Source organism: Streptomyces sp. LHD-70, from assembly GCF_031157275.1.
In the GTDB taxonomy this organism is placed as follows: Bacteria; Actinomycetota; Actinomycetes; order Streptomycetales; family Streptomycetaceae; genus Streptomyces.
Genome location: NZ_JAVIFW010000026.1, coordinates 81364 through 105236, shown reverse-complemented (window position 1 = coordinate 105236; position 23873 = coordinate 81364). Strand labels below are relative to the sequence as shown.

The window sequence follows — 23873 nt, the reverse complement described above, 5'->3', positions numbered from 1 at the left end:
TCCGGGGCTCGAATTGCTCCGCAATTCGGCCTGCAGTAATTCGCTCCGCGAATTACTGGGGCTGGCTGTGGGGTTGAGGGTCGCTTGCTTTTCATCTTCCCGCATTTTACTGATAGGCCGTCACAGACGGTCCCAACGGGTTGAATTGAAAGACCCTCAACCCCACAGCCCACTATCGAATTTGATAACCCCCACTATGCCACGGCACTACAGCCCTGACAAGTGGTCACCATAATCCCCTGTGCGCTGTGTTAGGCATCGGGGAACGATGTGCCTTCGTACTCCGGCTCGTGGTGCATCCGTTTGTGCACGTCAGAGGCATGGAAGGGTCAGGCCGGCGCCTCGTGGGCTCGGATGATCTCGAAGGCGTCTCGGTCGACGAGGTCGGCGGTACGGTCGCCGTACAACTCCATGAGGATTACAGCGCCTTCCTCGCCTTCCCAGAGAGAAGCCGGGGTGTGGAATTCCTGAAGCTCAGGAAAGTGCGCTAGAAAGGCGTGCGCAGCGCTTTTGAGGGCTTCAGTGTAGGTGGCTGCTTCGGTGACGATGGCGAACCTTTCGCCTACGAGCGGCGTGGAGTATGTGGCCCAGTCGCCAAGGAATGTGTACTTCATGGGGTCTGTCCTTCGTCTTCTTCCTCTGCCACTTCTTCGTCGAAATGGCCGTGCCCGGCTCGCGTGATGGCCTCTGGTGCTACGTCGTTGCGGCGTGCCAGGTGCAGGAGGTCCGCGACGAGGTCGCCGCTGATCTCGACCAACTCGTGTGGTTCGACGTCGAGTTCGCCGGGGGTGACGTAGCGCTGGCCGGTCTCGCGTCCGAAGGCATCGAGTGCGGCGGTCGCCCACAGGGCGCGGCGGGTGTTGGCTGCGGCTGGGCCGTTCGCGTAGAGGCTGGGGCTCATGCGGTTCCTTCCGGCCGGGGCCCCTCGGCGGGGCCCCGGCTTGTGGTGGCTCAGCTCTCGTCGGGGAGCATCAGGGTCATGACGGGCTCGGCCTGGTCGCCGGGGCCGACCTCGGCGACCAGGCGGGCCAGGGTGGCCCGTTGGGAGTGGCCGTCGCGCGGGACGCGGTTGAGTTCGACGGTGACGCGGTTGCCAGTGCCGGAGCTGCGGGTGATGGCGAAACGGGTCATCCAGAGGACGTCCCACAGGCGCCCGGTCTCGTCCTGGAGGGTCTGTGTCTTGTTGTCCTCGCTGGTCCAGGCGACGCAGTCGGCCCAGGCTGCGGCGGTGAAGGCGAGAGGGACGCGGAATCCCGCTTCGCGCACGATGCCGGTGGGCGGCTCGACGAGTGCGCCGTCGGCGATTGCCTGGGCGCGGGTGTAGGTGTGGATGACGGGGCCGAACAGGTCGGTGAGGTCGTTGTGTTCGGGGCCGTCGTGGTGGGGGGTGTTGCGCATGGCGTCGCTGCTGACGGTGAAGTCGTGGCGGGCGGTTCCGGGCGTGATCGGCTGGTCGGTCATGGTGGGGTCTCCTTCCGGCCGGGCCCCGGTTGGGGCCCGGCCTGCCCTGCGGATGGGTTAGTTGGCGGTGCGCTGGGCGGGGATGAGGAGTGCTCCCGTGAGGTGGTGCTCGATCAGGTCGAGGACCTGGCTGGGGGTGAGTCCGGCGCGGCGGCCGTGGCTGTCGGTGCCGCCGGTGAAGACCGCGTTGCCGTAGTAGGCCTGGGCGGTGTGGCCGTTCAGGGCGTGGAGCTTGGTGGCGTGCATGTTGAGGGCAGCGCCCTTGGCTGGGGCGTCCTCGTCAAGCCACAGGGTCAGGGCGGGGGTGATGGTGACGGGCTCGATCTGGTCGCAGTTGATCGCGGTGTAGATCGCTTCGAAGGGGATGGGAGTGGTCGGCCAGTCCAGGAGCGTGAAGGTGCCGTCGGTGCGGAGCAGGAGCGCGAAGGCGCTGGTGCCGTTCGTGGTCTGGGTGTTGGGCATGACTGTCCCTCAGTTCGTGTGGGTGTTCTCGGGTTTGTTGGTCGGCTGCCACCGCCGACCAACAAGAAAACTGTACCGCATTTAGATGCCTTGTGGGGGATTTTCGGGCAGTTTCCGCTGGTCACCCCGATGGGTGACCAGCGGTGACGCTCCCGTGGTGGGCGGGGCCGGGGGCGCGTCGCCACCCCCTGGCGCGGTGCGCCAGGGGCAAGGCCTCTGGCAGCGCGGAGCGCTCGCGGGTCGCAGCGCGGAGCGCTTCGAAGGGCGCGGAGCGCGGAGCGCTTCGAAGGGCGCGGAGCGCCCGGCCCGCGCCTGCCAGAGGTCGCAGGCCGTGAGAGCGCGGAGCGCTCGCCCCAGGGGCCGCGGAGCGGACCCTGGGCACGGCGGGTGGCGCGGCCCCGGCCCCGCCCACCACGGTCCTGAGAAGGGCATTCCTGCGCCTCGTTCGGCGCCGCGCCCCTGATGGCGGCCTCATGCGCGGCACTGCACCCTGCCGGGCTGCGCATCAGTCGGGTGGTGATGTCCTCGACGGCTACTGCTCCTCGTGTGTTCGCGTCCGCCCTCCGCCGTCGAGGTGTGCGAGCGCCGGCCTGCGCCGTGAGCCGCTGTGCGGGTTCGAGGTGGCCCGGTTGGGTGGTTCATGCCTCGCGTACGCGGGCGTGTTCTTATTCGTGTATGCCCAACTTCGTTTATTTCAGGGGTACTTGACAGCTTTTCAGCATCTCTGCCACGTTCTTGATTGTTCGGCCGGGACACCTGAGGCGCCCGGTATCCGAGTGGGAGGAGCTCGTCGTGTCGGACGTGTCGCAGTCACCGCCGGCCAGGACTTGGTCGGCGCAACAGCAAAGGAGCTCGGCGATGATGCGTGTGAAGGCCGGCACCGCACCGGCGGTGGCGGATGAGGACCTCGCCGAGCGGGGCTCGCCGCGGGGGTACCTCGGCGGGCTCCCGGTGTACGTCTGGGAGCGTGCGCCCCGGTACCTACGCACGAAGACCCAACTCGCCGGTCGGAGGCTCAAGTTGGCACCGGGGCAGGATGCCTTGGCGTATCTGTACATCGCGCGGTATGGGACGTTCCCGCTGTACGACCCGCGGGACGCGGTGAAGATGCGACCGCTGAGCTCTCGCGTGAAGCGTCGGATGACGGCGCGGCGCACCTGCCCGCAGTGCAGCCAGGTGCGGGAGCACATCATGTACGGCGGGCAGTGCGCAGTGTGCCGGGGCGCGGCGCAGCGGGAGCGCGCGCGGCTCGAGGCACGCACGTGCTGGGGGTGCCGGGCAGTGGGGAATCGGCCGCGGCCGGCCGCGCATCATCGCTGCGGCGCGTGTCGCCGGGCCCAGCTCGAGCAGCTGCGGACCAGGGCAGCTGAGTGGATCGAGCGGGTAACCGTCTGCGCCGAGCCCGGCTGCACTGCGGGGGTAGTGACGAAGAAGGAGGCCCGCGCCCAGCAGAAGGCCCAGAGGCCCGGCTTGTGGAGCCGGGCTGTGCACTGGCCGCTGCGGTGCCCACCCTGCACGGAGGTCGAGGCCGAGCGCGCGGTGGAACGGCGGGCGCAGCGGGAACGTGAGGCACAAGACGCCGCGGAAGCGCGGGCCCGTCAGCAGCTGGAGGCGGCCGCGAGGCGCCAACAGGAAGTCGAGAGGCTGCAGCAGTGGGCGCGCTCGGTGCTCGCCGACGATCGGACGGTGATCCTCGATACCGAGACGACCGGCCTGCACTCATCGGCGCGGATCGTGGAGATCAGCGTCATCACCATGCGAGGCGAGGTCCTGCTGGATACGCTCCTCGACCCCGGTGAGCCGATCCCCGCCGACGCCACCGACATCCACGGCATCGGCGACCAGGACGTGTCCGCGGCGCCATGCTTCAGCGCCGTGTTCGACCAGCTCGCCCAGGTACTCAACGGCAGGCGAGTGGTCATCTACAACGCGCCGTACGACACCGGCCGCCTTCGGCACGAGGCGCACATCCACTTCCGCCAACAGAAGTTGACGCTGACCAAGGGCGTTCACCCGCTCGCAACATCCTGGATCGACAGCCTCGACATCGAAGACGCGATGATCCCGTACTCCGACTGGTTCGGTGACTGGCACGACTACTGGGGCAACTACACCTGGCAGCCCCTCGACGGAGGCCACCGCGCTCTCGACGACTGCCGGACTGTGATCACGCGGCTGACGGAAATGGCTGGCCGCCCCCAGTGCCCCGACGAGCATGCGGGGCGTGGCGCGCTCGCCCTGGCCGGCGCGGCCACCACCTGACAGACGCGCGCCGATCCTGCTGCCCAAGGGCGCTGCTTACCTGAAACGGGCTTCGGTCGGGGCGTGTTCGGTGAAACACGCCCCGCCGCCGCGGCGGCTCTGGCCCGCTTAAGGTGAAGTTGGAAAATGCCCTGCAGGAAGACCGGGTGAGATGAGTCAGCCCCACCGCACCGACGCGGCCGCACAGGTTCTGGACGTCCAACCGGAAGATCTTCCGAAGGCGTTGTGTGCCTTCGCCGGAATGCGGCCGGCCGAAACGCCCGAGGCCCTCGCCCTCGTACGTGAGGTACTCGACGCCGTCGACCACGCTGCGTGTGCCGGCATGGCCGGGTGGATGCTCGACCACATCGCCCGCGACTGGCCCGAGCCACCCAGCCCCGCTGCTCCGCTCGCCGACGGTGTGCTGGAGCTCGGGGACCGGCTCGCCGCCTGCGTCACTGCCCGTACCCCAGCAGAGCTGAGCGCCGTCGCGGCCGGTCTCGGCACCCCACGCCACCACATTGCGCGCGGCGTGGCCACGGCGCTGGACACGCTGGCCGCCCAGGAGCGTTGGCTGGAGATGCAGACCGGCGCACCCGCACGCCCATTGCGCGTCTGGGACGGCACAGCGGAGGCCCTGGAGTGGAATCTCCGAGACGACCACATCGAGGACTTGACCACCGCGCTGGCTGCCACCGAGCCGGAGCAGTGGCAGCAGGCCCAGCAGCGGGGCGTGGAGAGCGCCGTGCTGGGCGCCATGTGCACGCTCGCCGGCCACGTCCTCGACCTCGCCCAAGGCCCGCGCCCGCCCCGGATGGACTGGCATCACGAGGACGGCGAGAACGAAGGGCTCGTCGCCCGTGTCAACGTCCCCGGCGGCCTCGAGACGCTGATGGTGCGCGTGCACCCGGTCGAGGCCCAGGCCCGCGTCCGGCCGTTCAGCAGCGGTGAGCAGCGGGATATCAGTGAGGTGGCACCGTTGTGGCCGGGTAGCAGCCTGGATCTGCGGTTGTGGGCGTGGGAGGTGGCATGGCCGGCGCCCGACGGGGAGCTGGTCAACTACGAAGCGCAGCAGGGCTCTTCACGTGAGGCTGGGTGCTGGGCGGCCGGGCAGATCGTCACCCGCATCCTGCAGAGCCCCGCAGAGGTACGCCAGCCGCTGACCAACCGGCTGCTTGTTCCTCGCTCCCCGTCCGCACCGGGTCCCGTGGAGGTTGTGGACCTGAGGATGGTCCTGGAGGCGGTCTATGCGACGTGTGCGAGTGACCTGGACCCGCGGCATACACCGGATGAGGCGACGCAGTGGCCGATGCTGCCGCACTGCGACAGCGACGGGCTCGTCAGCCTGCCCGGCAACCTCATGGACCACCTCGGCCTGCCCTGGCCCCACACCCACGAGAAGGTGGCACAACTCCCCGTCGACCACCCCGAGTTTGCCACCCACCTCGCCTCACACGGCTTCACCCTGACCCCCGCCGCCTGGGCCTACTTCACCGGACTTGCAGCGCCCGGCGACGATCCGCTGCCGCTGCGAACGCGCCATGAAGCAGCGATGACAGCTGTCCTGGCACTGCCGACCACCGACACCGCCCACCTCACCGCCGAACTCGGTCCCCTCCCGGCCGGCATGCACTGGGCGCAGCTGCTCATCCCGTTCCGCCTCAAAGACTTCCTCTACCCCACCGACTACGAAGACGGCGAAAGTCCGGACGACGAGCTGCCGCCCGGTGATGGGGTTCCGTGAAAACGGTTCTGCCCTGAATTCCGTGATTCCCAATGGCTCCGGGATCGACATCACGGGTGGGGGGGCGGCCAGGTGGGCCGCCCCCCAGGGAGAATCTCTATGCCTGTGTCCAGCGCCTTTCCAGGTCGACGATTTCCGGCTCGTGGGCTGCGGCCCACCGCATGGCGGTGGGTTCGGAGGGCCGGGGGTTGTCGGAACACCGCCGCAGGACCGCGAGCAGGAGGTCGCAGGCTCGGGCTGCCGACTCCATGGAGTATTCGACGAACTGTGGGGCGGTGTTCGTGCCCAGAGGGTGGGGCACCGTTTGCCGCGGGCTCTCCTCTGCGTGCGCTGCGGCATCCCGGAGGTTGAATAGCCATTCGAATTCGGTAACCCATTGGGTTTGCACGGGGCCGGTCTCGAAGAAGAGCTTCAGCGCCTCGCGGATCTTCCCGTGTCGCCGAGTGCGCCTTCCAGCCCATTCGTCACGCTGGGCCTGGGGTACGGCCGTGGATCCGTAGAGGGCGTCGAGGGCATGGGCTGAAGCCGCTACCGCGACCAGCGACGCGTCGAACTCCTGACGCATCCGGTGAGACACGTCTGCGCTGTCACTCGCCCGTAGCGCCGCATCACGGGCACGACGTGCCGTGCGCGCCTGATCGAGAGCGACGCCGGCCCAGATCAGCCAGAGGTGGGTCAGTGTCTGGATGGAAGCCCCTTCGGCCGTTGCCGAGGCTTCCGCCACCCCAGCGTGCGCCTGAACGTCTGGGCCGTCGGCTGAGGACTGCTGGACCTCAGCGTCCTGGTGCTCATCTCCGCCTGAACCGCGTCGAATCATGAAAGCACCGTAGTCAGCAGTTACGCGAGGATTCACGGACCTCCGGCCAGAGCGTTTTCGGAGAGCGCCACCACGGGTGACAGACATCGGGGCCGGCCGTCGGACCTGCGGCAGGCTCTGCGTACGGGAGAACGGAGTCGTCTGGGCACGCATGGCCACGACGCTTCTCCGCGACTCGCTCACACGCGCTGGTTGGCGGTCAGGTCACGGGTGCTTGTGACCCCTGCGTCCATCCTGCAACTGGACGACGACGTCATCCGCGTCTGGGGTCGTTCCGGTGCCGAGGTAGCGGATACCGGGCCCGGTCGTGGGTGCACCGGTGTCCTTGCCGATCGGATGCCGACGGTTCATGGCCGTACGCCAGCCGTACCGCTCGTCCCACACCAGTGCCGGCGCCTCGGCCGCGGCGCCGAGCACGAGGGCCGCGGCGACGTGCTGCTCCCCCACCACCTGAAACTCGAGCTCCCCGGCCAACTCAACGCCCGCGGCCTCGAGCGCGGCGGCCACGCCCTCGAGGTATGGGCGCGTCTGGCGGGCGCGCAGCTCGACGGCGGCGGCGGCCAGGGAGCGGCGGTGAGCCGCAGCCGGGTAGCCCAGCTGCAGCGCCGCCTGGCGCGGATCCAACTGCGGTTCGGCTTCAATGAGTTCGGCGATCCTTTGGCCGCGTAGCTGGGCGAGGGCGTTCTGGGCCGTGGCCTGGTGCACGCCGAGCGCGTCGACGACGCCTGCGGAGCTGATCGCCGGTTCCTCGTCGAGGAGTTCGGCGACGCGCTCCAGGAGCTCCTCGCGGGGAATCAGGTCACCGGCCCCCTTCGGCCGGCCAGTTGCCGCGGGCTTACCCGGGCGCGCGCTCTGGAAGGCGTGCACGATGCGGCGGGGCCAGTGCTCGACGCCGCCCACCACGACCAGGTGCTCGCGCAGGGCGGGGTCCTTCTTGTAGCCATCCCAGGTCTTGGCGCCCACGCCGATCTCGGCGGCCGCCTCGTTCCGGTCGAGCAGGTCCTCGTCGCTGTCGATGCTGGGCAGTTCGGGAACGGGCTTGCCGGCGTAGTACGCGTCAGTCTGCTCGCCGTCCCAGAGCTGGACGCGGGCGCCTTCGGAACTGACTGGCGCCGGATGACCTTCCTCGGCATAGGGGCGCTTCTTGCGGTAAGTGCCCAGGCTCAGGCCGCAGCCGACTGCGAGGTCAGCGGTCGTTCGTACGTGTTCGCGGCGGCCGGCGCGGATCATCGAGAACTCCAAAGATGCGTGAGTCGAGCATGGTGGGAGCTGGCACCCGGGGCGGATCATCTGGGTGCACGGTTGCGGGGCGGATCGAGCTCAGGACGAGGCGCTGGCGGGGACGATGCGTACGGCATGTCCAAGGCCGAGCGCCTCCCCAGGGTTCATGTCCTCAGGAGCCGCGCTGGCGGCCGCGGCGGCGAGAACAGGTCCGCCCGCGCGGAGCGCGTGCTCAACGCGGGCCGGGAGCGCGGCCGCTCCCGGCTGTCCTCCGGTGCCGTCGTCACCTTCAGCAGGACCTCGTCGGCTCCCGGCCACACGTCGACTTCTGCGCCTTGACGCAGTCCCGCCGCGCTCAGCACACGTCGTACGTCGCGTAGCGCGGCTTCGGTATGGGTGTCCGTTCCGGGCATGGCCGCTCCTCCGAGGGCGTGATCGGGCCGAGCCACAGTGGAACTCGGTGAACTCGTCGGTGTGCCGAACACGTTGAAGGCACAGGCGCGCACCCACTCCGGCGAGAAAACGCTACCGGCATTACATTACCGACGGCAAGCTGTTCACCCTCAGCCCGGCGATGGCTACACTCGTCGTGGATCACGCGGCTGGTTTTTCTGACGTGTGTGTTCTCGGATGCCGGCGCCCTTGCCACCCGCCTCCCGCGGATTGGGCGCCGGCGTTTTCTTGCCCCTCCCCGCTGCGCCCTCGTGCAGCAGTCCAGCGCTGCGTCACCCGCATACGTACCAACTCAACTTCCTCGCCGGTGAGTTGATCCGCCGCGGTGGGAGTGTGGAGACACGTGAGCGCTCGCAGCTACGAGGGCTGCGGGCGCTCCGTCGTGCGGCCAAGGGCGAGTCAGCCGACGTCGTGCACGGCTGTGAACCCCTCTGCGAGGAGCACCGCCTCGGTGGCGTTCCGCGCGCCGACGTACTGCCAGGCCAGTACGTCTTCCGGGACTCGCCGAGAATCCTGCCGGGCGGCGTTGCGGACCTGGCAGATGGAGAGACCGGGCAGGAATCGCAGCGCGACGACCGTGCGGCCGTGACGCCGGGCCTGCTCGATGAGGCCGGCGCGCACGTGCCCTTCGACGTTGGTCGAGTCGAGGTACACCGACTTGCCCGCGCTCAACGCCTCGTCGAACAGCGCGTTTTGGGCGGCGACGGCGGGCCGGGTCGCGGACTGGTCGCCCGCGTCCCGTCTCGGGCTGACCTCCCGGCGTAGCTCGTCCAGAGAGATCACGGTGTATCCGAGGGCGCGGGCGGCTGCGGCCGCGGTCGACTTGCCAGACCCGGCCGCCCCGATCGCGACGACCGCGCTGCCCTCGTCCAGGCCCCGCAGGAGCTCGCTCACGTCACCGGGCACGGCGTCTCCCATCTCGCGGTCGAGTCTCGCGGTCGAGGTAGGCCCCGGCGAGGGCCACCATCCGGTCGTGCGCGTCGATCGCGGCACGGCGTAGGTCTCATGGTCGGTGCCGGCGGTGAGGTCGGCGGCCATCCTGCGTACTTCGGTCTTCGCCTGCTCACGTGACTCGACATTCATGTGCTGCCCCTCCCTTGGTGGCTTGCCACCAGGCTGCCAGAGTGCTTGCATGGTGGCAAGCCACCGGACAGGATTGGCGAATGACCACAGAAGACGACCGCCGCAGACAACACCGCCACCGCCACAAGCAACGCGTCCTGCGTGGCATCGACGACGAGTTGACGGCGGACTTCGACGCCGCCACGCAGCGCGCGAGCAGTGATCGCAGCAAGGTCACTCGCCAGCTCTGGGAGTGGTACGTCCGCCGCGACGGCGCCGAACTCCCCCAACGACCGGCCGCCCCGCAGCAAGCCGCCGACGGCGACAGCCAAGAGAGAACCAAGGAGTAGAGGCCCCAGAATGACCGACCACGCCGGGCAGCAGGACGTGTTGAGCGAGGAAGAACACCAGGACGTGCTGCATCGGCTCATCCTCCCGGCGGCCACGCGCAACGCCGTACCGCAGAAGCGGCCGGTGGTAGTGGTCGTCAGCGGCCCGCCCGGGGCAGGGAAGACCGAGGTCAGCGACCTGGTTCAGGCGGCCCTGGCACGGCGGGGTGGCGCCGTACGCATCTGCCGCGACCTCTACAAGGCGCCCCATCGCCACTACCCCGCCCTCCTGAGGGAGGACGTCCGCACGGCCGGCGTGCGGGTCCGCCCCGACACGATCCGCTGGCAGGACGAGGTCGAGGAGTACGTCCGAACGCACCGTCTCGACGCGGTGGTCGAGTCCGCGCTCGCCTCCGAGCAGGAGTTCCGCGCCGTCTCGGCCGCCTACCGCTCCTCGGGCCACCGGATCGAGGTCGTGGCGATCGCCACCGCCGAGGCACTGGCCCAGCTCGGCGTCCTCGACCGCTTCCTGGCCGGGGAGTTCCGATACGTGTCGTGGGAGAACCAGGACACGTGCACCGCCGGGATGCTGCGGACGCTCGCGATGATCGAAAAGGAACAGCTAGCCGACCGGGTGTCCGTAGTGCGGCGGGACATGGACCCGGTGTACGACAACGAGCTCACCCGCGGGGGCAATTGGGCCCGGTCGGTTGCCGCGGCCACCACGGCGAGGGCCGAGCAGTTGCGCCCGTGGAGCGCGAAGCAGACCCGCATCTTCCGCCGGGAGCTGACGCGTGCCGAGGTGCTCGTTCACGACGAGCGGCTTCCGGCCGACGCGCGGCTCGCGGTATCGCGGGACACGGAACGCGCAGCCGCGGCTGCCGAGCCGGTGCGCCGCATCGCCCAGCCGCTGCCCGGCTCGCCCGGAACCGGCTACCACCGCCTCAGTACGGCCGAGCACCGGTGGGCCTTCGACGAGCTGATCGCCCCGGTCCACCTGCGGCGCGCAAAGTTCCGTCCGGATCCGGTCGTCGTCTACCTGGTCGGGGAGTACGGGGCCGGGCAGCTGATGGCGGGCCGGATGGTGCGGCGGGCCATGCGCCCGCGACCTGTACGTATCGAGCCAGACCGTCTGCGTGGCGCGCACCCGGACCACTTCCAGCTCGTCACCGACAGCCCGCGCATCGCCGACGAACTGGTCCGCCCCGACGTGGAGGAATGGCAGACCGTGGCCGAGGCGTACGTGCGCGAGCAGCGCAGCGACGCCACCATCGAGGCCGACTACCTCAACGTGGACGACTTTCGTCTCAGCGCGGCCCGGTTCGCCCGTGCCGACTACCGGATCGAAGTCGTCGCCCTCGCCGGTCGGGCGGCGGACAGCAGGCAGAGCACGTTCGTCCGTCACGCCCGCGCCCTGGAACTCGATGTCATGACCACGCTGCCGACCCAGGCCGCGCACGCCCGGGCCAGCCGGGTGGCTGCCGAGGTCGTGGAAGCCGCGGCCGCCGACCCGGACATCGCCTCCGTCACGGTGCTCGACGCCGACCTCCAGGCCCTCGGACGCGACCGCGCAGCGCCGTGGGCGCTGACCGCCGAGAGCCTGCGCCCCTACACCGAGCGGGAGGCCGCCCGCTTCCACTCCGTCCAGCGGGCCCTGCATGGGGTATTGCCGAGGATGAGGGAGGAGATCGAGGGCCTTGCCGTGCAGGCCCGGCCGCTGATGCCTGCCGGGTGGCAGGCCCGGCCGGTGGAGCACCGGCCCGGGCCCGCACGGCCCCTGCTGCCCGCGGCCTCGCTCAGGCCTGCGTGAGCTCCTTGTAGCGGGCGGCGTAGGCGAGGGCGATCTGCACGGTCTCGTCCTCGTCGGCGTCCTCCAACTGGTCCAGATCGTCGGCTGCCTGGTCCCGGCCCGAGCGCCAGGCGGCGAGCTGCTCCGGTTCGCGGTTGCCGGTGCGGGCTTCGGTGAGGCGGGCCTCGTACCAGCTGAGGACCCGCTGCACGAGCATCTCGGCCTGTACGGCGTCCCCGCCCGCTTGGTGGAGCGGCTGGGGGTCTTCGGGAGTGAGCGGGTCGGTCACGGCGGGTACCACCTTCGGGTCGTGCTGGGTGTGTGACCGGCCATTGTCCGTGACACGTCGTCACCTGCTCCGACCTGGGCATAGGTTGGACCTTGTCGATCACCAGGGGGTTTGTCATGGCGGGGCGGGACCTGCGCGCGCTGTTCAGCACGAACGACCGGCAGCTGGAGGCGGGCGAGGCGTTCACCGACCGGCACGGGCAGTGGGAGTTCGTCCAGAGCGCGCTCAGCGAGCACCTGGCCCACGTCACGGCGCCCGGCTTCGACGTGGAAGACCTGGAGGCGCCGCGCACCAACCTGCTCGTTTTCCACGGTGTTGGCGGGATCGGCAAGACGACGCTCTCGCGCACCCTGGAAGCCGCGCTCGCCGACAGTGCCGGGCGTCCGGCCCGATGGGGCGAACCGACTTGGCCGGACCGGCCCGCGCTTCTGCCCGTACGGATCGACCTGGCCCGCTCCGCCGGCACCGACTTCGAGCGGGTCCTACTCACCATCCGTCTCGCACTCGCCGCCCACCTCGGCCAGCCGCTGCCCGCCTTCGACATCGCCCTGCGCCGCTACTGGGAACACCAGCACCCCGGCGAGAGCCTGGAGGAGTACCTGGCCCGCGGAGGCCTCGCCGGACGCTTCGGCAAGTCCCTGCCGCAGCAGGTACAGGCCGCGCTCAGCGACGTGGCCCAGGCGCTCATGCTGCCCGGCAGCATCGGCAGCGCCGTCGGCCAGCTCACCGGCGCCCTCACCCAAGCCCTGCGCGAGCGGCGGCAGACCGTACGGGCCCTGGCCGGCTGCGCCCGGCTCGCCGACCTCCTCGAGGCCGAACCGGACGTCGACGCCCTGTCGTACTACCCGCACCTGCTCGCCTGGGAGCTCGCCCAACTGCCCGCCGACAAGCAGGTGGTGCCAGTGATCCTGCTGGACACCTTCGAAGACGTCGGGACCCGCACCCACCGGGACCTCGAGCGCCTGCTGCAGCGGCTGGTGTGGCTCATGCCGAACGCGTTCTTCATCATCACCGGCCGCGGCCGTCTGCAGTGGGCCGACCCCGCTCTCGCAGGACAGCTCGACTTCACCGGCCCCGCCGCTTGGCCCGGGCTCGCTCAGCAGGCCGTCCCCACCCCACGCACCGCGGGCACCACCACCAGTGGGCGGCAGGCCCTCATCGGCGACTTCAGCGCGGACGACTGCGACGACTACCTCGCCCGCCGCCTCGTCAAAGACGGCCAGCCCCTGATCGGCCCCGAGCTGAGGGCCACCATCACCGCCCGCTCCCACGGCCTGCCCCTCTACCTCGACCTCTCCGTGCTCCGCTTCCTCGAACTGCGCCGCGCCGGACACACCCCCACCCCCGCGGACTTCGACGCCGACTTCCCCGCGCTCATCACCCGCACGGTCGCCGACCTGACCCCCGACGAGCGCCACATCCTGCGCTCAGTCAGCCTGTTCGACGCCTTCGACCTCGACCTCGCCACACACGCGGCCGGCCTCCCCCACCAGGCTGCCGCTGCCCGGCTCATCGAGCGTCCCTTCGTCCGGCACGACCCCTTCGCGCTGTGGCCGTACAACCTGCACGCCCTCATCCGCTCCACCCTGCGGACCGCGGACGACGCCACCGACGACCGGTGGACCGACGCCGACTGGCGCGCGGCCTCCACCCGGGCCCTGGCCGCACTCGGCGACCAGTGGCGAGCGGCGGCCGGCCCCGACCGGCGCCTCCTCGTCGGCTGCCTGCGCCAAGGCCTCGCGATCGCCCGCGACCACCGCCTCGACCTCGACTGGCTCACCGACGCCGCGCACGCGTACACCGACGACTACGTCTGGGAGCCCCTCCCCCTGCCCGAAGCCGCCGAGGGCCCGGCCACCGCCGCTGACGCGCTCGCCGAGCTCCTCTCCGCACTCGCCCGCCGCCAGCACGAACACCGCTCCCACACCGTCGAACGCCTCACCACCGCCCTCGACACCAACCTGCTGCCCGCCGAACTCGCCGAGATGGCCCGGTACTTCCAGGCCAAGGCCCACCGCGACCTCGGCAACACCAGCGCCTCCCGCGACGGCATGCAGCAGGTCGCCACCGGCGGCGGACGCTACGCCCCCGACGCCGCCCGAGGCCTCGCCCACCTCGCCCGCGCGGCCGGCGACTTCCCCACCGCCCTCACCACCGCCCAGACCCTCGGCTGGCCCGGCCGCGGCCAACGCGTCCTCGGCGACATCCACTTCGCCCACGGCGACATGACAGCCGCCGCCACCGCCTACACCGCAGCCCGCACCGAGGCAGAACAGCACGGCAACAAGGGCGAGCAGGCCATCGCCCAGGCCCACCTCGCCCTCACCACCGCCTTCACCGACCCCACCCGCGCCGAAAGCGAGATCGCACACGCCGAACAGCTCCTCGCAGGGCTCGACCAACGCGCCACCACCCTCACCGCCCAAGTCGCCGAACTCGTGCGCACCGCCGGCCGCGACGACGACGAGTTCACCGACCGCACCAACCAGCTCCAGGCCGAGATCGCCGCCGGCGGCCTCACCTCGGTCGCGCTCCTGCTCGACCTCGCCGTCGCCTTCCACCACGCCGTCCGCGACCACGAAGCCGACGTCCACGAAACCCTCCGCCGCCTGGCCGAACGCACAGCCGGTGGCGACTACACCTACTACCTGGACATCGCCCACCACATGGCCGGCCTGACCCTGCCCACGCCGACGACGGTGCGATGGGCCGGTGACACGGACGCGGTGCCCGCACGCTGGCGAACCCTGGTCACCGCACGCCGCTGACCTGCCCTCAAGGACGGAAGTCGTCAACGACCAACGGGCACAACCCAGTTGAGCTTGGGACAGTGCGCAGCGCCCGATTCCCCTGCTCTGCCCGGCCGTTGTCAGTGCCGCACCTAAGAATCGCCTCATGGCCCCCGAACCGACGGCGAATGGCGAGTCCGAGATCTTCGCCACCGCTTTACGCGCACACCTGTCCGAGACCCGATTCGCCTTCACCGGCCTGACCGGCAAGGAGGCGACCCGGTCCATCACCCGCGCAGTAGCAGAGTGGTCTATGGCCTCGGGCTGGAGGACCAGATGCGAGGCGCCGATGCGGTACATCGACCCGCCCCGGTTGCAGACCGGCGGGTGCCGCGGATACTGGTCGCCGCCCTGGTGCGCCTACCTAGATCTCCGCCTGCGCCGCAAGGATGGCCCACCGATCGCTGTGGAGATCGACCGCTCGGACGACAGCACCGCCGTGGACAAGCTCCGTGACGAGGCCCTCCGCGGGCGTCCAGCGCTGTGGATTCGCTGGCACGGTGCCCTGCGTGCCGAAGTCCCGGCCGGTGTCGCCCGCCTGCACCTGCCCACCCGGTCCAGCACATCTCCCGTCCGCTACTCGCGGGCCCCCGTCACGGACACAGCGTCGATCACCCTCGGTGCAGACGTCACCCCCGAGGCTCGAGCAGAAGCCCTCAACCGGGACCAACAGCGCAAGGCCGAAGAGAAGCGTGCTGCCGCACGACCTCAGGCCCCAGGTCCCATCCGATGCTGAGCCTGATCAACCTCGCGCAGTGCCAGCCCGCCCACGGCACCGGGTAAGCACGGCGAGCAGCAGGACGAGGGCCCGAGAGCGTGTGGGCGCCCACCCCGCCGGGTGGACGCCCACACATTGCTCGACCCGTTGAACGGGCCGACAGAAAGGCGGCCCCGGCCGTACTCCACCCGTCACAGCGGGGCCGGTGCCTGCCCCGCACGCTCCACTCCGGTGCGGGACACAGAGATCGTAGACGCGGCCACGTCACCAGGAACTGCCTATTCCAGAAGGACGATGGACAGGTGGAACGCCCTGTTCAAGTCGCCCTTGCCAGCGCCGTCACCAAACTGCCCGTTGATGATCTATATCGGTACGAGCCGAAGTTCGACGGGCACCGGATCGTACTGTTCCGCGACCCCGACGACGTGGTGCTGCAGGCCCGCACAGGCCGGATCGTGACGAGCGCATGGCCCGACCTCGCGGCCGCCAGCCTCGCCCTGGCGCCGGGCACCGTCCTCGACGGAGAGGCGGTCATCTGGAATGAGGGCGCTCTGGACTTCGCCGCCGTGCAAGCCCGCGCCGCCTCGGCCGCCGCCCGCGCGCGGCTCCTGTCCCTCCAACTCCCCGCGACGTACGCCGTGTTCGACCTGCTCGCGCACCCCGAACTCGGCGACATCCGAGCGCGCCCGTACGACGAGCGCCGCGCGCTGCTCCTGGAGGTGCTCGCCGAGGTCGGGCCCCCGCTGCAGGCGGTACCTTCCACCGCCGATCCGGAACTCGCGCTGCGCTGGTACGAGGCGCTACAGGCGCAGAACATCGAGGGCCTGGTGATCAAGCGAGGCGACGCGGCTTATCGCCCTGACAGGTCGTCCTGGTTCAAGCTGAGGCACTCCGAGACGGTCGACATCGAAGTCGTCGGCTACACCGGAAACGCCGCCCACCCCCGGACCGTCGTGGTCCGCCTGCCCGACGGGCGCCGCGCGCAGTCTCAAGCCCTCACCGCCGCGCTCAGCAGACGCCTCGCCCAGCACATTGCAGCGTCCGGACCGGGCCGGCGCGCCAGAACCGACGACGGCGAGCGCTACACCACCACCGGCAGCGGTCTCATCTTGGAGGCACTCGCCGGTACGACTCGGCACGCCGTGGTGACCGTCGTGCGCGCCCGATGACGGCTACCAAGGACGGCGCAGGGTCCGTTCCTGAAGTCTGGGCCCTGTGACTCAGTGGCGCACCCGGCTCGCAGACGGAGCCTACGTCGGCGCAGCGACCTGTCTCCCAGATCACGCGTCCTTCCACGCCTGGACGAACTCCTGCTGCTCTTCCCACGTGCCGCTGCACTGGTAGGCGTGGAGGATCTGCCAGGCCGCGCTCTCGACGTCCCGCAACCACAACTCGCCGATGTAGCTGGCCTCATAGGCGAGGTAGTCGGTTCCGATGGCTTTGCCGATGACCTCGGCGGCCGCAGCCCGCTGCTCGGTGTTCATGCCCGAAACCACGGTCAGGAGCTGGTCGGCGAGGGCGACGCCGTCGCCCTCCACTGCGCGCAGCAGCTGGCCGCGGAGGTTGCCGGGCAGCAGAATCGGGTTGTCCGCCACTTGCCACAGCTCGAACCAGAAGTCGCGCGGCTCATCGCTGGGCACCGGCAGGCTCGACATCAGCGAAATGAGCCGGGCCGTGGGGGCATGGGAGCCTGCGTGTGCTGTGGCCAGCAGCGCCAGGTCGGCGACCTGCTCCGCACTGAGATTGCTGGCTTCGAACTCCGGCGTCATATTCAACCGGCGTGCGAGGAAGCCTGCAAACGACTGTGGTTGATACACGCGGGGGACCAACAAGGACTCCACCTTCCCGTTGAGACGGCCTGAGGGTGCGATCGTCTCAGGAACGATCTCCATCTCGCCGTGCTCTCAAAGGAGTTGGCTCGTTCTGTGAGGAATCGCGCATCCCCGTCGGGGTGACCGACCCGAAGTGCAGCCCGAGGCAGGGCACGCGGGCGTGGTTGATCCCGGCGGGCGGGTGGCTTACGCGTCGCGCAGGGCTTCGAGCTCGGCGCGGGTGAGCGTGAAGGGAGGAGTGCGGCCCTTCCACCCGACTTCGGTCGCGTAGCCCAGCCCGGCCGGCGGACGCTGTGCGGTGTGCCCGGGCGCCGGGTTGGTGATGTCCTTCAGCAGCAGGTCGATCAGGCGGGCCAGCGCGGTCGGCCCGCCGCCGGCGTATCCGTACGTGTAGCCGCTGGCGACTTGCGGCGCCACGAACACGGTGCCGTCCTCGCAGGTCACCCAGACCGAGCCGCGGCCGATGGTCAGCGCGGCGAGCGGCGAGTGGGCGGGCAGGCGCTGTGGCGCGACAGTCTCGATGGTTCCCCCGCCGATCCGTACGGCCGGCATGTCGGTCAACGGGTCGACAAGGAAGTCGCCCTCGGCGACGTCGAGCGGTGCGGCCAGCGCTGTGCGCGGGGAGGGCAGCAGCCGGGAGGCCCATGTGGTGGCCTGTTCACAGCCGAGGTCGACGGTCACCTTGTGCAGGCCGGGGAAGAAGCGGCTGGCCCCGTGGATATCCGCGACCTGGGCGCACTGCGCAGCGAGGATGTCGGTACGCGACAGGATCGTCCGCCAGCCGTCGCGGAGGATCTCCTCGGCGACCGGCTCCGGCCGGTGGGGCAGGAGCGGGCGAGCGGCGACCGCGATCGAGTCCGGGGCGTCCATGGTGTCGACGTGTTCGGTGATCTCTCGGTGCGCGTCTTCTGCGGTGTCCCACATGGCCTCGCGGGCGAGGCTGAGCGCTGCGATGGCGGCGTGGGATCCGTCGGGCTCCTCGGCGGCCAGGCGCAGCAGCGGCGCCGGGTCCGGGACGACGACGACCGGGACATGCTGCTGAGGGGCGCCGGGCCGCCAGTTCATCATCAGCTCGGGGTCGCGCAGGTTCCAGTGCCAGTACGGGGCCGGCATACCGAGTACCCGCTCCAACTCGCGCCAGTTGATGCCGTAGTGCTGGTCCGGGCCCGCGGCGTCGACGGCCTCGATGTTCGGACCGTTGATTCCGGAGTAGTCGGCCGCGACAACGGCCAAGGAGGCGGCGCCCTCGGAGAGTTCACGCAGGAGCGCGTGCGTCGGGAAAGTCATGCCCATCTCGCCAGCGACCGTGTGCGCGAGGACGACGTCGCCGAACTCGGTGTTCCAGCAGTGCAGGACAAAGCCGGTGCGGCGCCGCGGCCCGCGGTAGCGGGAGGGCCGGGTGGCCACCGCGTTCCGCAGCAGCTTCTCGGGCAGATCGGTCCTTCCAGAACGCTGAAACACCAGCGCCTCCCCCTCCCGTGTGTCGATGGTGATCACGCTACTCCCGGGCGCCCAGAACGCGTTCGCCGTTTGCTGAACCTGACTTGTTCGGGTCGAGGTGAGACGCGGCCGATGCGGCATCACCAACGGAGCCAGCAAGGGGAAGCAACTGTCCCCTGGCGGCTGCCATGTGGAGGCTGCGCGCCGAACAGGAGGCCCCGCACAACTCAGCCCCGGTCAGACCTGTTGGACTAACGGGTCCACCGGGACTGACGTGTGCTCCCAGCCTCAGGCGGGCGGCGGCTCGATCCGGTGAGGCTGGGAGCGCCGGAGCCCCCTCGCCCGCATGTGCTCGCACCGTTCGGCCTGCCGCGGGAAGGCCACGCCCGTTGCCTTGGCGAGGGCCGGGAAGAACGCCTGGGCGTCCTCCGACTGCGGCGTCGTGGTCCAGCGGTACCCGCCATGGCCGCGCAGGGCGAAGCGCACCATGCGGCTGCCGTACCCGTGGCGTTGCCACGGCTCGGTGACCCGGATCTTCACGATCAGTCCGAGCCGACACACCTCGCAGGCTTGCCAGACCAGGCGGGCGAAGTCGTACTCGTCGGGTGCGCATCCCCGGATCTCCTGCATTCCGGCGGGGCCGCCCGGCGGCAGGTGCCACCAGGTCTCCGTGTCGGGATCGACCTTCCACTCCAAGCTGTTCGGGGCGACGGGCGACGCTGATGGCGCTGCCGCGTCCCGTCCGTGGAAGGCGTCGACCAGGCGGGCCCACAGGGAGCCGCCCGGCCGTGCCGTGTTCGAGTCGCCCATGGTCAGGTCTGGCTCTGGAGCGGCGGGAGCTCCCGCAGGGCGGTGGGTACCTCGTCGATGCCGCGCTGCAGGTACCAGGCCAGCGACCAGCGCAGGATGATGCTGCGGCGAAGACGCCACTGGTCGCAGAGCTGGGATAGGACGTCGTCGCAGAAGTCCTCTCGGAGCTGGACCAGCACCTCGTCCTCGAGGTAGGCCGTGTATCCGATGCCGGCCTTGTCCGGGTCGCCCAGGTCGAGGGCGTCGGCAAGGATCGCCGCGGCCGCCGCGCTGGTGCCGCCGCCGTTGTATCCCCAGCCGAAGCCGCTGGCCTCCGGTTCGGCGAGCTCACGGAGCACCGTCACCCCCATCTGCCTCTGGGTGGGCCCGAACTCGGGCTCTTCGACGAGGATCCGGGCGGGCTTCCACTCCTCGTCGTCGCCCCGGTCTGTCTCCGGGCCGTACTGGATGCCGTGGTACGTGCAGTCCTCGTAAGCCATGCTGTTCCATACCTTTCTTCACGTGGGTCTGAGCTGCTCATTCGTAAGATCAGCGGGCCCAGGGACCCCGGGTGTGGCTGCCATGTTGTTGCCGCTGTTGTGGCTTGGAGGGATTGGCCGCCCGGGGTCCCGCGACGACCACGGCCACTCATTGGGATACGCGAACTGCATCGCTTCGTATGGACACGTCGGCGAGGTCGTCTGCTGGGTGAAAGAACGGGACGACTTTGGAGGTGACCGTGCCCGAACTGTGGGCCGGTACGGATGCGGGCAAGGGCGAGCATCACTGCACGGTGATCGACACGGACGCCACGGTGTTCCTCACCCGCCGGGTGCCCAACAGCGAGACCGAGCTGCTGGAGCTCCTGGGCGACGTCCTGGACCTGGCCGAGGGCGAGCCGGTGACGTGGGCGGTGGACCTGAATTCCGGCGGCGCTGCCCTGTGGATTGCTCTGCTGGTCAACCACGGACAGAGGCTGCTCTACATCCCCGGCCGCACCGTCCACCATGCGTCCGCCGCTTACCGCGGCAGCGGGAAGACGGACGCGAAGGACGCCTTCGTCATCGCGGACACCGCGCGCATGCGCCGTGACCTGCAGCCGCTGCATGCCACCAGCGAGATCGCAGTTGACCTGAAGATCCTCACCGCCCGTCGGATGGATCTGGCCGCGGACCGCACCCGAGCGATCAACCGGCTGCGCGCACAGATGCTGGAGTACTTCCCCGCGCTGGAGCGAGCCTTCGACTACAGCACCTCCAAGACCGCGCTCATCCTGCTCACGAAGTACCAAACCCCCGCCGCGCTGCGTCGGATCGGCCGGGCCCGGCTCTCGGCCTGGCTGAAGAACCACGGAGTGCGCACCCTCACCACGGCGAAGAACGCCGCGGACGTGGCTGTGACCGCCGGTGAGGCCCAGCACACGGTGGTGGCCGGCGAGAAGACCGCCGCGAAGATGGTCCACACCCTCGCCAGGGAGGTGATGGCCCTCGACCAGGAGATCGCGGAACTCGAAGCCCTGATCGAGGGCCGGTTTCGCGAGCATCCCGACGCCGATGTGATCACGTCCATGCCCGGCATCGGCGACACGCTCGGGGCCGAGTTCATCGCCGCGACCGGCGGTGACATGAAGGCCTTCGGCAGTCCTGACCGCCTTGCCGGCGTCGCCGGACTCGCCCCCGTCCCACGCGACTCGGGCAAGGTCTCCGGCAACCTGCGCAGACCCCGCCGCTACAGTCGGCGGCTCCTGCGAATGTTCTACATATCCTCCCAAGTCGCCGCCGTCCACTGCCCCGAATCCCAGCGGTTCTACCAACGCAAACGGACCGAGGGAAAGAACCACAAGCAGGCCGTCCTTGCCCTCGCCAGGCGCCGCCTCAACGTGCTCTGGGCCCTCATACGCGACCACCGCACCTTCGACACAGCCGTGTCCGGCACCAAGACCGCAGCGGCATGACACCCTCACGGCGTGTCACCGTCCCAGCTTGACAATGTCATTGGGAATCCCTCCCGTTGATCTCCTGTAGCGGGATCAGACTGCCCCACTGAACGGATCGGCAACAGGGCGCGATTGGCTCGTTAGACGAGCGGCGAACCAGGTGACGAGTTTCAGTTCTCTGGGCTGCTTGTCCGGTTGATGGGTGCGCTGCCGATCCGGCGCCACGGCTTCTCGTACTTGCCGCCGCACGCGCGGCACTGGGGCCGGAAGAGAGCGGCAGCGGGACCCATCTGATCGCTGGGCTCGGCGGGGTACTCGGCGTTTTGGATTCTCGCGACGAGCTGCGGGGTCGTGCAGGTGCAGATGAGCACGCTCGACGAGATGTGCGGGCGGGGTCTGGCGGGGCCGGAGGGCGGGGCGCCAACGAAGCCGGTCTGGTATCCGTCGATCGGCCTGCGCTTGGCGCGCTTCGTGGCCTTCTCGAAACGCCGTTGGCTGGGCTGGCTGGGGAAGATCAGGAGGAGGCCGGCCAGGAGCCGGAAGGCGTGACCGCGGACCCGCCCCGGGTCAGGGTCAAAGACCGCGACCGGGACGCCGTTCTCGTCGACGAGGGGAACGCCGCCGGCGTACCGGGGATCGCCTGTACTCCAGCCCACGGTCGCGGTGACGCCGTGCTCGTCGGCGAGTTTTGCCAGGGTCGGGTCGATGCCGGGACGGAAGCGGATGGCAACCTCCCTCAGCCTCCCGGTCTGGGCGGTGCGGGCGGCTTGCTCAGCCGCGGTCGCCTCCTCCAGTGCCTTCGCGCGGGAGATGGCGTTCTTGGCACGGATCTCGTCCCGCTTCTTCTCCTGGGCCGCCCGTAGCGCGGCCCTGCGGGTCTCGTACTCGTGCTGCCGGCGTTCTTCCTCGAGGAGGTGGGTGTCCTCGGCGGCGATGTACTGCGGTGCCGTCCACACCGTGGCGAGGGAGCGCTGCGGGTACCACAGTGGGGTCCGCGGGGTGTGCGTGACGATGCGGCCCGCGAATGCCCAGGTGAGGAACTGGGGCAGTCCGGCCGGGACGGGCCTCCAGCCGCGGGCGGAGAACTTCACCAGGCCCTCGGCGACGGTCAGGTTCTTGGTTCCCTCGGGCCGTTCCAGGCGTACGGAGGGGACGGTGCCGAGCCAGGGTGGGCGAGGCCGGTCGCTGAACCAGATCGAGGTGACGCCGTCGGTGTGCATCTTCTCGGTGCGGGCGGTGATGTCGGCGCTGGTGATCGGGGCGAGCTGGGCTTCCAGGGCCGTCCTCCAGTTCCCGGTGGGGTCGGTGGCCAGGACGTCGGCCCGCCAGGTGCGGTCGGGGCCGGGGACTTCGAGTTCGGCGTGGGCGCCAGCCTCTCGGGCGGCGGTGGCGAGTTCGAGCTTGAGGAGGTGGTGGGCGACGGATTCGAGGCCGAGTGCGCAGGTGGGGGCGCCGGGCGCGTGGGCGAAGAACCGTAAGCCGCTGTGGGAGGTCTTCGCGTACATCGAATGTAGGCATTCGTCGCAGGTCAGGGGGGCGGGTGGCCGGGTCTTCCAGACCGCTTCCCAGCTGCGTCCGCACCCGAGGTCGGGCAGATGTGCGAAGACGGTTCCCCACTCGGCGTGTATGGCCCTGAACGCCACGCTGGCCCCCCTGCTGGTCGGCGAGGAGGCCAGTGTGGCGCGGGGCGCTGACATCGCGTCAGGCCGCAGCGGCTCTGGCTCGGGGCCCGCTTCACCGCTTGGGCGGACGCGGTGTTCTCAGGTACCGGGTCTCGCCTTCCTTAGGCTGGCTCATCGCCCAGCGTGCCGACGATGACCCGGCCGATCTCCCAGTTGCAGCAGGAGCGTTCGTCGGGCGCTGGCCGTCCCATGGCTCCGTCCAGGAGGTCCAAGGCCGGCTGCGTGACGTAGCGGTTCAGGTCGGGGGTCTGGAGGTACCGCCTCACGTCGCACTCTTCCACGCCGGTCTGCTGTAGGTGGGCAGCGATGGCGCCGGCGAGGGTGAACGTGTAGGCGCAGGTGTCAGTGAGTGCGTAGAGAACAAGGCGCTGCCACTGGCGCATGTCGTGTGCATGGGTGCGGTTGAGGTGTAGGGCCTCGGTGATGTTCTTCTTCGCCCAGTGGCCGTAGTCGGCTGTCAACGCGAGCAGGGGCTGGGGAACTTCGGTGCGCATAGCGGCAGTTGTCTGGCTCTGGGCTGTGCGGCGGGCCTCGAGAGCGGGTGGCAAGCTGGAGTGGAGATCCTGCAGCGCAGCTCGGCGGTTGGTGTCGAGGAGTTCTTGCCGACGGCGGGCATCGTTCTTGCGGGCATGGTGGGACACGAAGGTTCCTTTCGGCGCCAGCCCCCAGGCCGCCTGCGCTGTCCTCAGCCACGGTCGCTGCGATGACGCGGTGCGTCTCGGGCCTACTCATCCGTCGCCGTGGGAACGGAAGATACTTCAGCCGGGCACCGTCGCAGCAGATTCCTCAGCGGCGCCGAACCAACAACGAGCGCCGCCG

General features: G+C 69.9%; 23 protein-coding genes. 8 read left to right on the top strand and 15 right to left on the bottom strand.

Features of this window, described 5'->3' with window-relative positions; all coding sequences use genetic code 11:
- Positions 1-329: 329 nt before the first annotated feature.
- From RCO28_RS34725 to RCO28_RS34710, 4 genes are read right to left on the bottom strand one after another with little or no spacing between them, the layout of a single operon-like run.
- A complete protein-coding gene (locus tag RCO28_RS34725) occupies positions 330-614 on the bottom strand; it encodes a hypothetical protein (RefSeq protein WP_308945350.1) in 285 nt (94 codons plus the stop codon).
- Positions 611-901: a hypothetical protein gene (locus tag RCO28_RS34720; protein WP_308945349.1), complete on the bottom strand. Its 291-nt coding sequence runs from the start codon at positions 899-901 to the stop codon at positions 611-613. The genes RCO28_RS34725 and RCO28_RS34720 overlap by 4 nt, the downstream gene beginning before the upstream one ends.
- 50 nt (positions 902-951) lie before the next feature.
- Complete coding sequence (locus RCO28_RS34715) at positions 952-1461, bottom strand: DUF6573 family protein (protein WP_308945348.1); 510 nt, start codon at positions 1459-1461, stop codon at positions 952-954.
- 57 nt (positions 1462-1518) lie between these two features.
- A complete protein-coding gene (locus tag RCO28_RS34710) occupies positions 1519-1923 on the bottom strand; it encodes a DUF3846 domain-containing protein (RefSeq protein WP_308945347.1) in 405 nt (134 codons plus the stop codon).
- A gap of 867 nt (positions 1924-2790) precedes the next feature.
- Here RCO28_RS34710 and RCO28_RS34705 point away from each other — a divergent pair.
- Together RCO28_RS34705 and RCO28_RS34700 are read left to right on the top strand one after the other, a co-directional pair.
- Positions 2791-4185, top strand: coding sequence for an exonuclease domain-containing protein (locus RCO28_RS34705; protein ID WP_308945346.1), 1395 nt, complete (start codon positions 2791-2793; stop codon positions 4183-4185).
- A gap of 151 nt (positions 4186-4336) precedes the next feature.
- Positions 4337-5908, top strand: a complete 1572-nt coding sequence (locus RCO28_RS34700) for a hypothetical protein (RefSeq protein ID WP_308945345.1) — start codon at positions 4337-4339, stop codon at positions 5906-5908.
- Positions 5909-6005: 97 nt separating this feature from the next.
- On the opposite strand, the gene RCO28_RS34695 is transcribed toward RCO28_RS34700, so the two are convergent.
- From RCO28_RS34695 to RCO28_RS34680, 4 genes are all read right to left on the bottom strand, one after another.
- Entirely contained in the window at positions 6006-6632 is a 627-nt protein-coding gene (locus tag RCO28_RS34695) for a hypothetical protein (protein WP_308945344.1), read from the bottom strand.
- Positions 6633-6929: 297 nt separating this feature from the next.
- Positions 6930-7955: a DUF6292 family protein gene (locus tag RCO28_RS34690; RefSeq protein WP_308945343.1), complete on the bottom strand. Its 1026-nt coding sequence runs from the start codon at positions 7953-7955 to the stop codon at positions 6930-6932.
- A 155-nt stretch (positions 7956-8110) separates the two neighbouring features.
- Positions 8111-8359 (bottom strand): hypothetical protein, encoded by a 249-nt coding sequence (locus RCO28_RS34685; protein WP_308945342.1) that lies wholly within the window; start codon positions 8357-8359, stop codon positions 8111-8113.
- A gap of 439 nt (positions 8360-8798) precedes the next feature.
- Complete coding sequence (locus RCO28_RS34680; protein WP_308945341.1) at positions 8799-9482, bottom strand: ATP-binding protein; 684 nt, start codon at positions 9480-9482, stop codon at positions 8799-8801.
- Positions 9483-9562: 80 nt separating this feature from the next.
- Between RCO28_RS34680 and RCO28_RS34675 the strand changes: the two genes are divergently transcribed.
- Positions 9563-9811, top strand: a complete 249-nt coding sequence (locus RCO28_RS34675) for a hypothetical protein (protein WP_308945340.1) — start codon at positions 9563-9565, stop codon at positions 9809-9811.
- Between the two features lie 10 nt (positions 9812-9821).
- Positions 9822-11600: a zeta toxin family protein gene (locus tag RCO28_RS34670; protein WP_308945339.1), complete on the top strand. Its 1779-nt coding sequence runs from the start codon at positions 9822-9824 to the stop codon at positions 11598-11600.
- Here the strand turns inward: RCO28_RS34670 and RCO28_RS34665 are convergent.
- Entirely contained in the window at positions 11587-11868 is a 282-nt protein-coding gene (locus RCO28_RS34665) for a hypothetical protein (protein ID WP_308945338.1), read from the bottom strand. The two genes, RCO28_RS34670 and RCO28_RS34665, sit on opposite strands and share 14 nt — an antisense overlap.
- Positions 11869-11984: 116 nt before the next feature.
- Between RCO28_RS34665 and RCO28_RS34660 the strand changes: the two genes are divergently transcribed.
- The 3 genes from RCO28_RS34660 to RCO28_RS34650 all read left to right on the top strand — a co-directional run bounded on the left by RCO28_RS34660 (position 11985) and on the right by RCO28_RS34650 (position 16544).
- Entirely contained in the window at positions 11985-14636 is a 2652-nt protein-coding gene (locus RCO28_RS34660) for an ATP/GTP-binding protein (protein ID WP_308945337.1), read from the top strand.
- A 127-nt stretch (positions 14637-14763) separates the two neighbouring features.
- Entirely contained in the window at positions 14764-15393 is a 630-nt protein-coding gene (locus tag RCO28_RS34655) for a hypothetical protein (protein WP_308945336.1), read from the top strand.
- 284 nt (positions 15394-15677) lie between these two features.
- Positions 15678-16544 (top strand): hypothetical protein, encoded by an 867-nt coding sequence (locus tag RCO28_RS34650; RefSeq protein WP_308945335.1) that lies wholly within the window; start codon positions 15678-15680, stop codon positions 16542-16544.
- Between the two features lie 111 nt (positions 16545-16655).
- Here the strand turns inward: RCO28_RS34650 and RCO28_RS34645 are convergent, their stop codons facing one another.
- From RCO28_RS34645 to RCO28_RS34630, 4 genes are all read right to left on the bottom strand, one after another.
- Entirely contained in the window at positions 16656-17267 is a 612-nt protein-coding gene (locus RCO28_RS34645) for a hypothetical protein (RefSeq protein ID WP_308945334.1), read from the bottom strand.
- Between the two features lie 126 nt (positions 17268-17393).
- The gene (locus RCO28_RS34640; RefSeq protein WP_308945333.1) at positions 17394-18668 is read right to left on the bottom strand and encodes a hypothetical protein; all 1275 of its coding nucleotides are present in this window, start codon (positions 18666-18668) and stop codon (positions 17394-17396) included.
- A gap of 267 nt (positions 18669-18935) precedes the next feature.
- Positions 18936-19457, bottom strand: coding sequence for a hypothetical protein (locus RCO28_RS34635; RefSeq protein WP_308945332.1), 522 nt, complete (start codon positions 19455-19457; stop codon positions 18936-18938).
- A 2-nt stretch (positions 19458-19459) separates the two neighbouring features.
- Positions 19460-19936: a DUF6166 domain-containing protein gene (locus tag RCO28_RS34630; protein WP_308945331.1), complete on the bottom strand. Its 477-nt coding sequence runs from the start codon at positions 19934-19936 to the stop codon at positions 19460-19462.
- A 233-nt stretch (positions 19937-20169) separates the two neighbouring features.
- On the opposite strand from RCO28_RS34630, the gene RCO28_RS34625 reads away from it, so the two are divergent.
- A complete protein-coding gene (locus RCO28_RS34625) occupies positions 20170-21390 on the top strand; it encodes an IS110 family transposase (RefSeq protein ID WP_308945330.1) in 1221 nt (406 codons plus the stop codon).
- Between the two features lie 152 nt (positions 21391-21542).
- Here the strand turns inward: RCO28_RS34625 and RCO28_RS34620 are convergent, their stop codons facing one another.
- Positions 21543-22877 carry a competence protein CoiA gene (locus tag RCO28_RS34620; RefSeq protein ID WP_308945329.1) on the bottom strand — a complete coding sequence of 445 codons (1335 nt, stop codon included), beginning with the start codon at positions 22875-22877 and terminating at the stop codon, positions 21543-21545.
- Between the two features lie 278 nt (positions 22878-23155).
- Positions 23156-23695, bottom strand: coding sequence for a hypothetical protein (locus RCO28_RS34615; RefSeq protein WP_308945328.1), 540 nt, complete (start codon positions 23693-23695; stop codon positions 23156-23158).
- Positions 23696-23873: the final 178 nt, after the last annotated feature.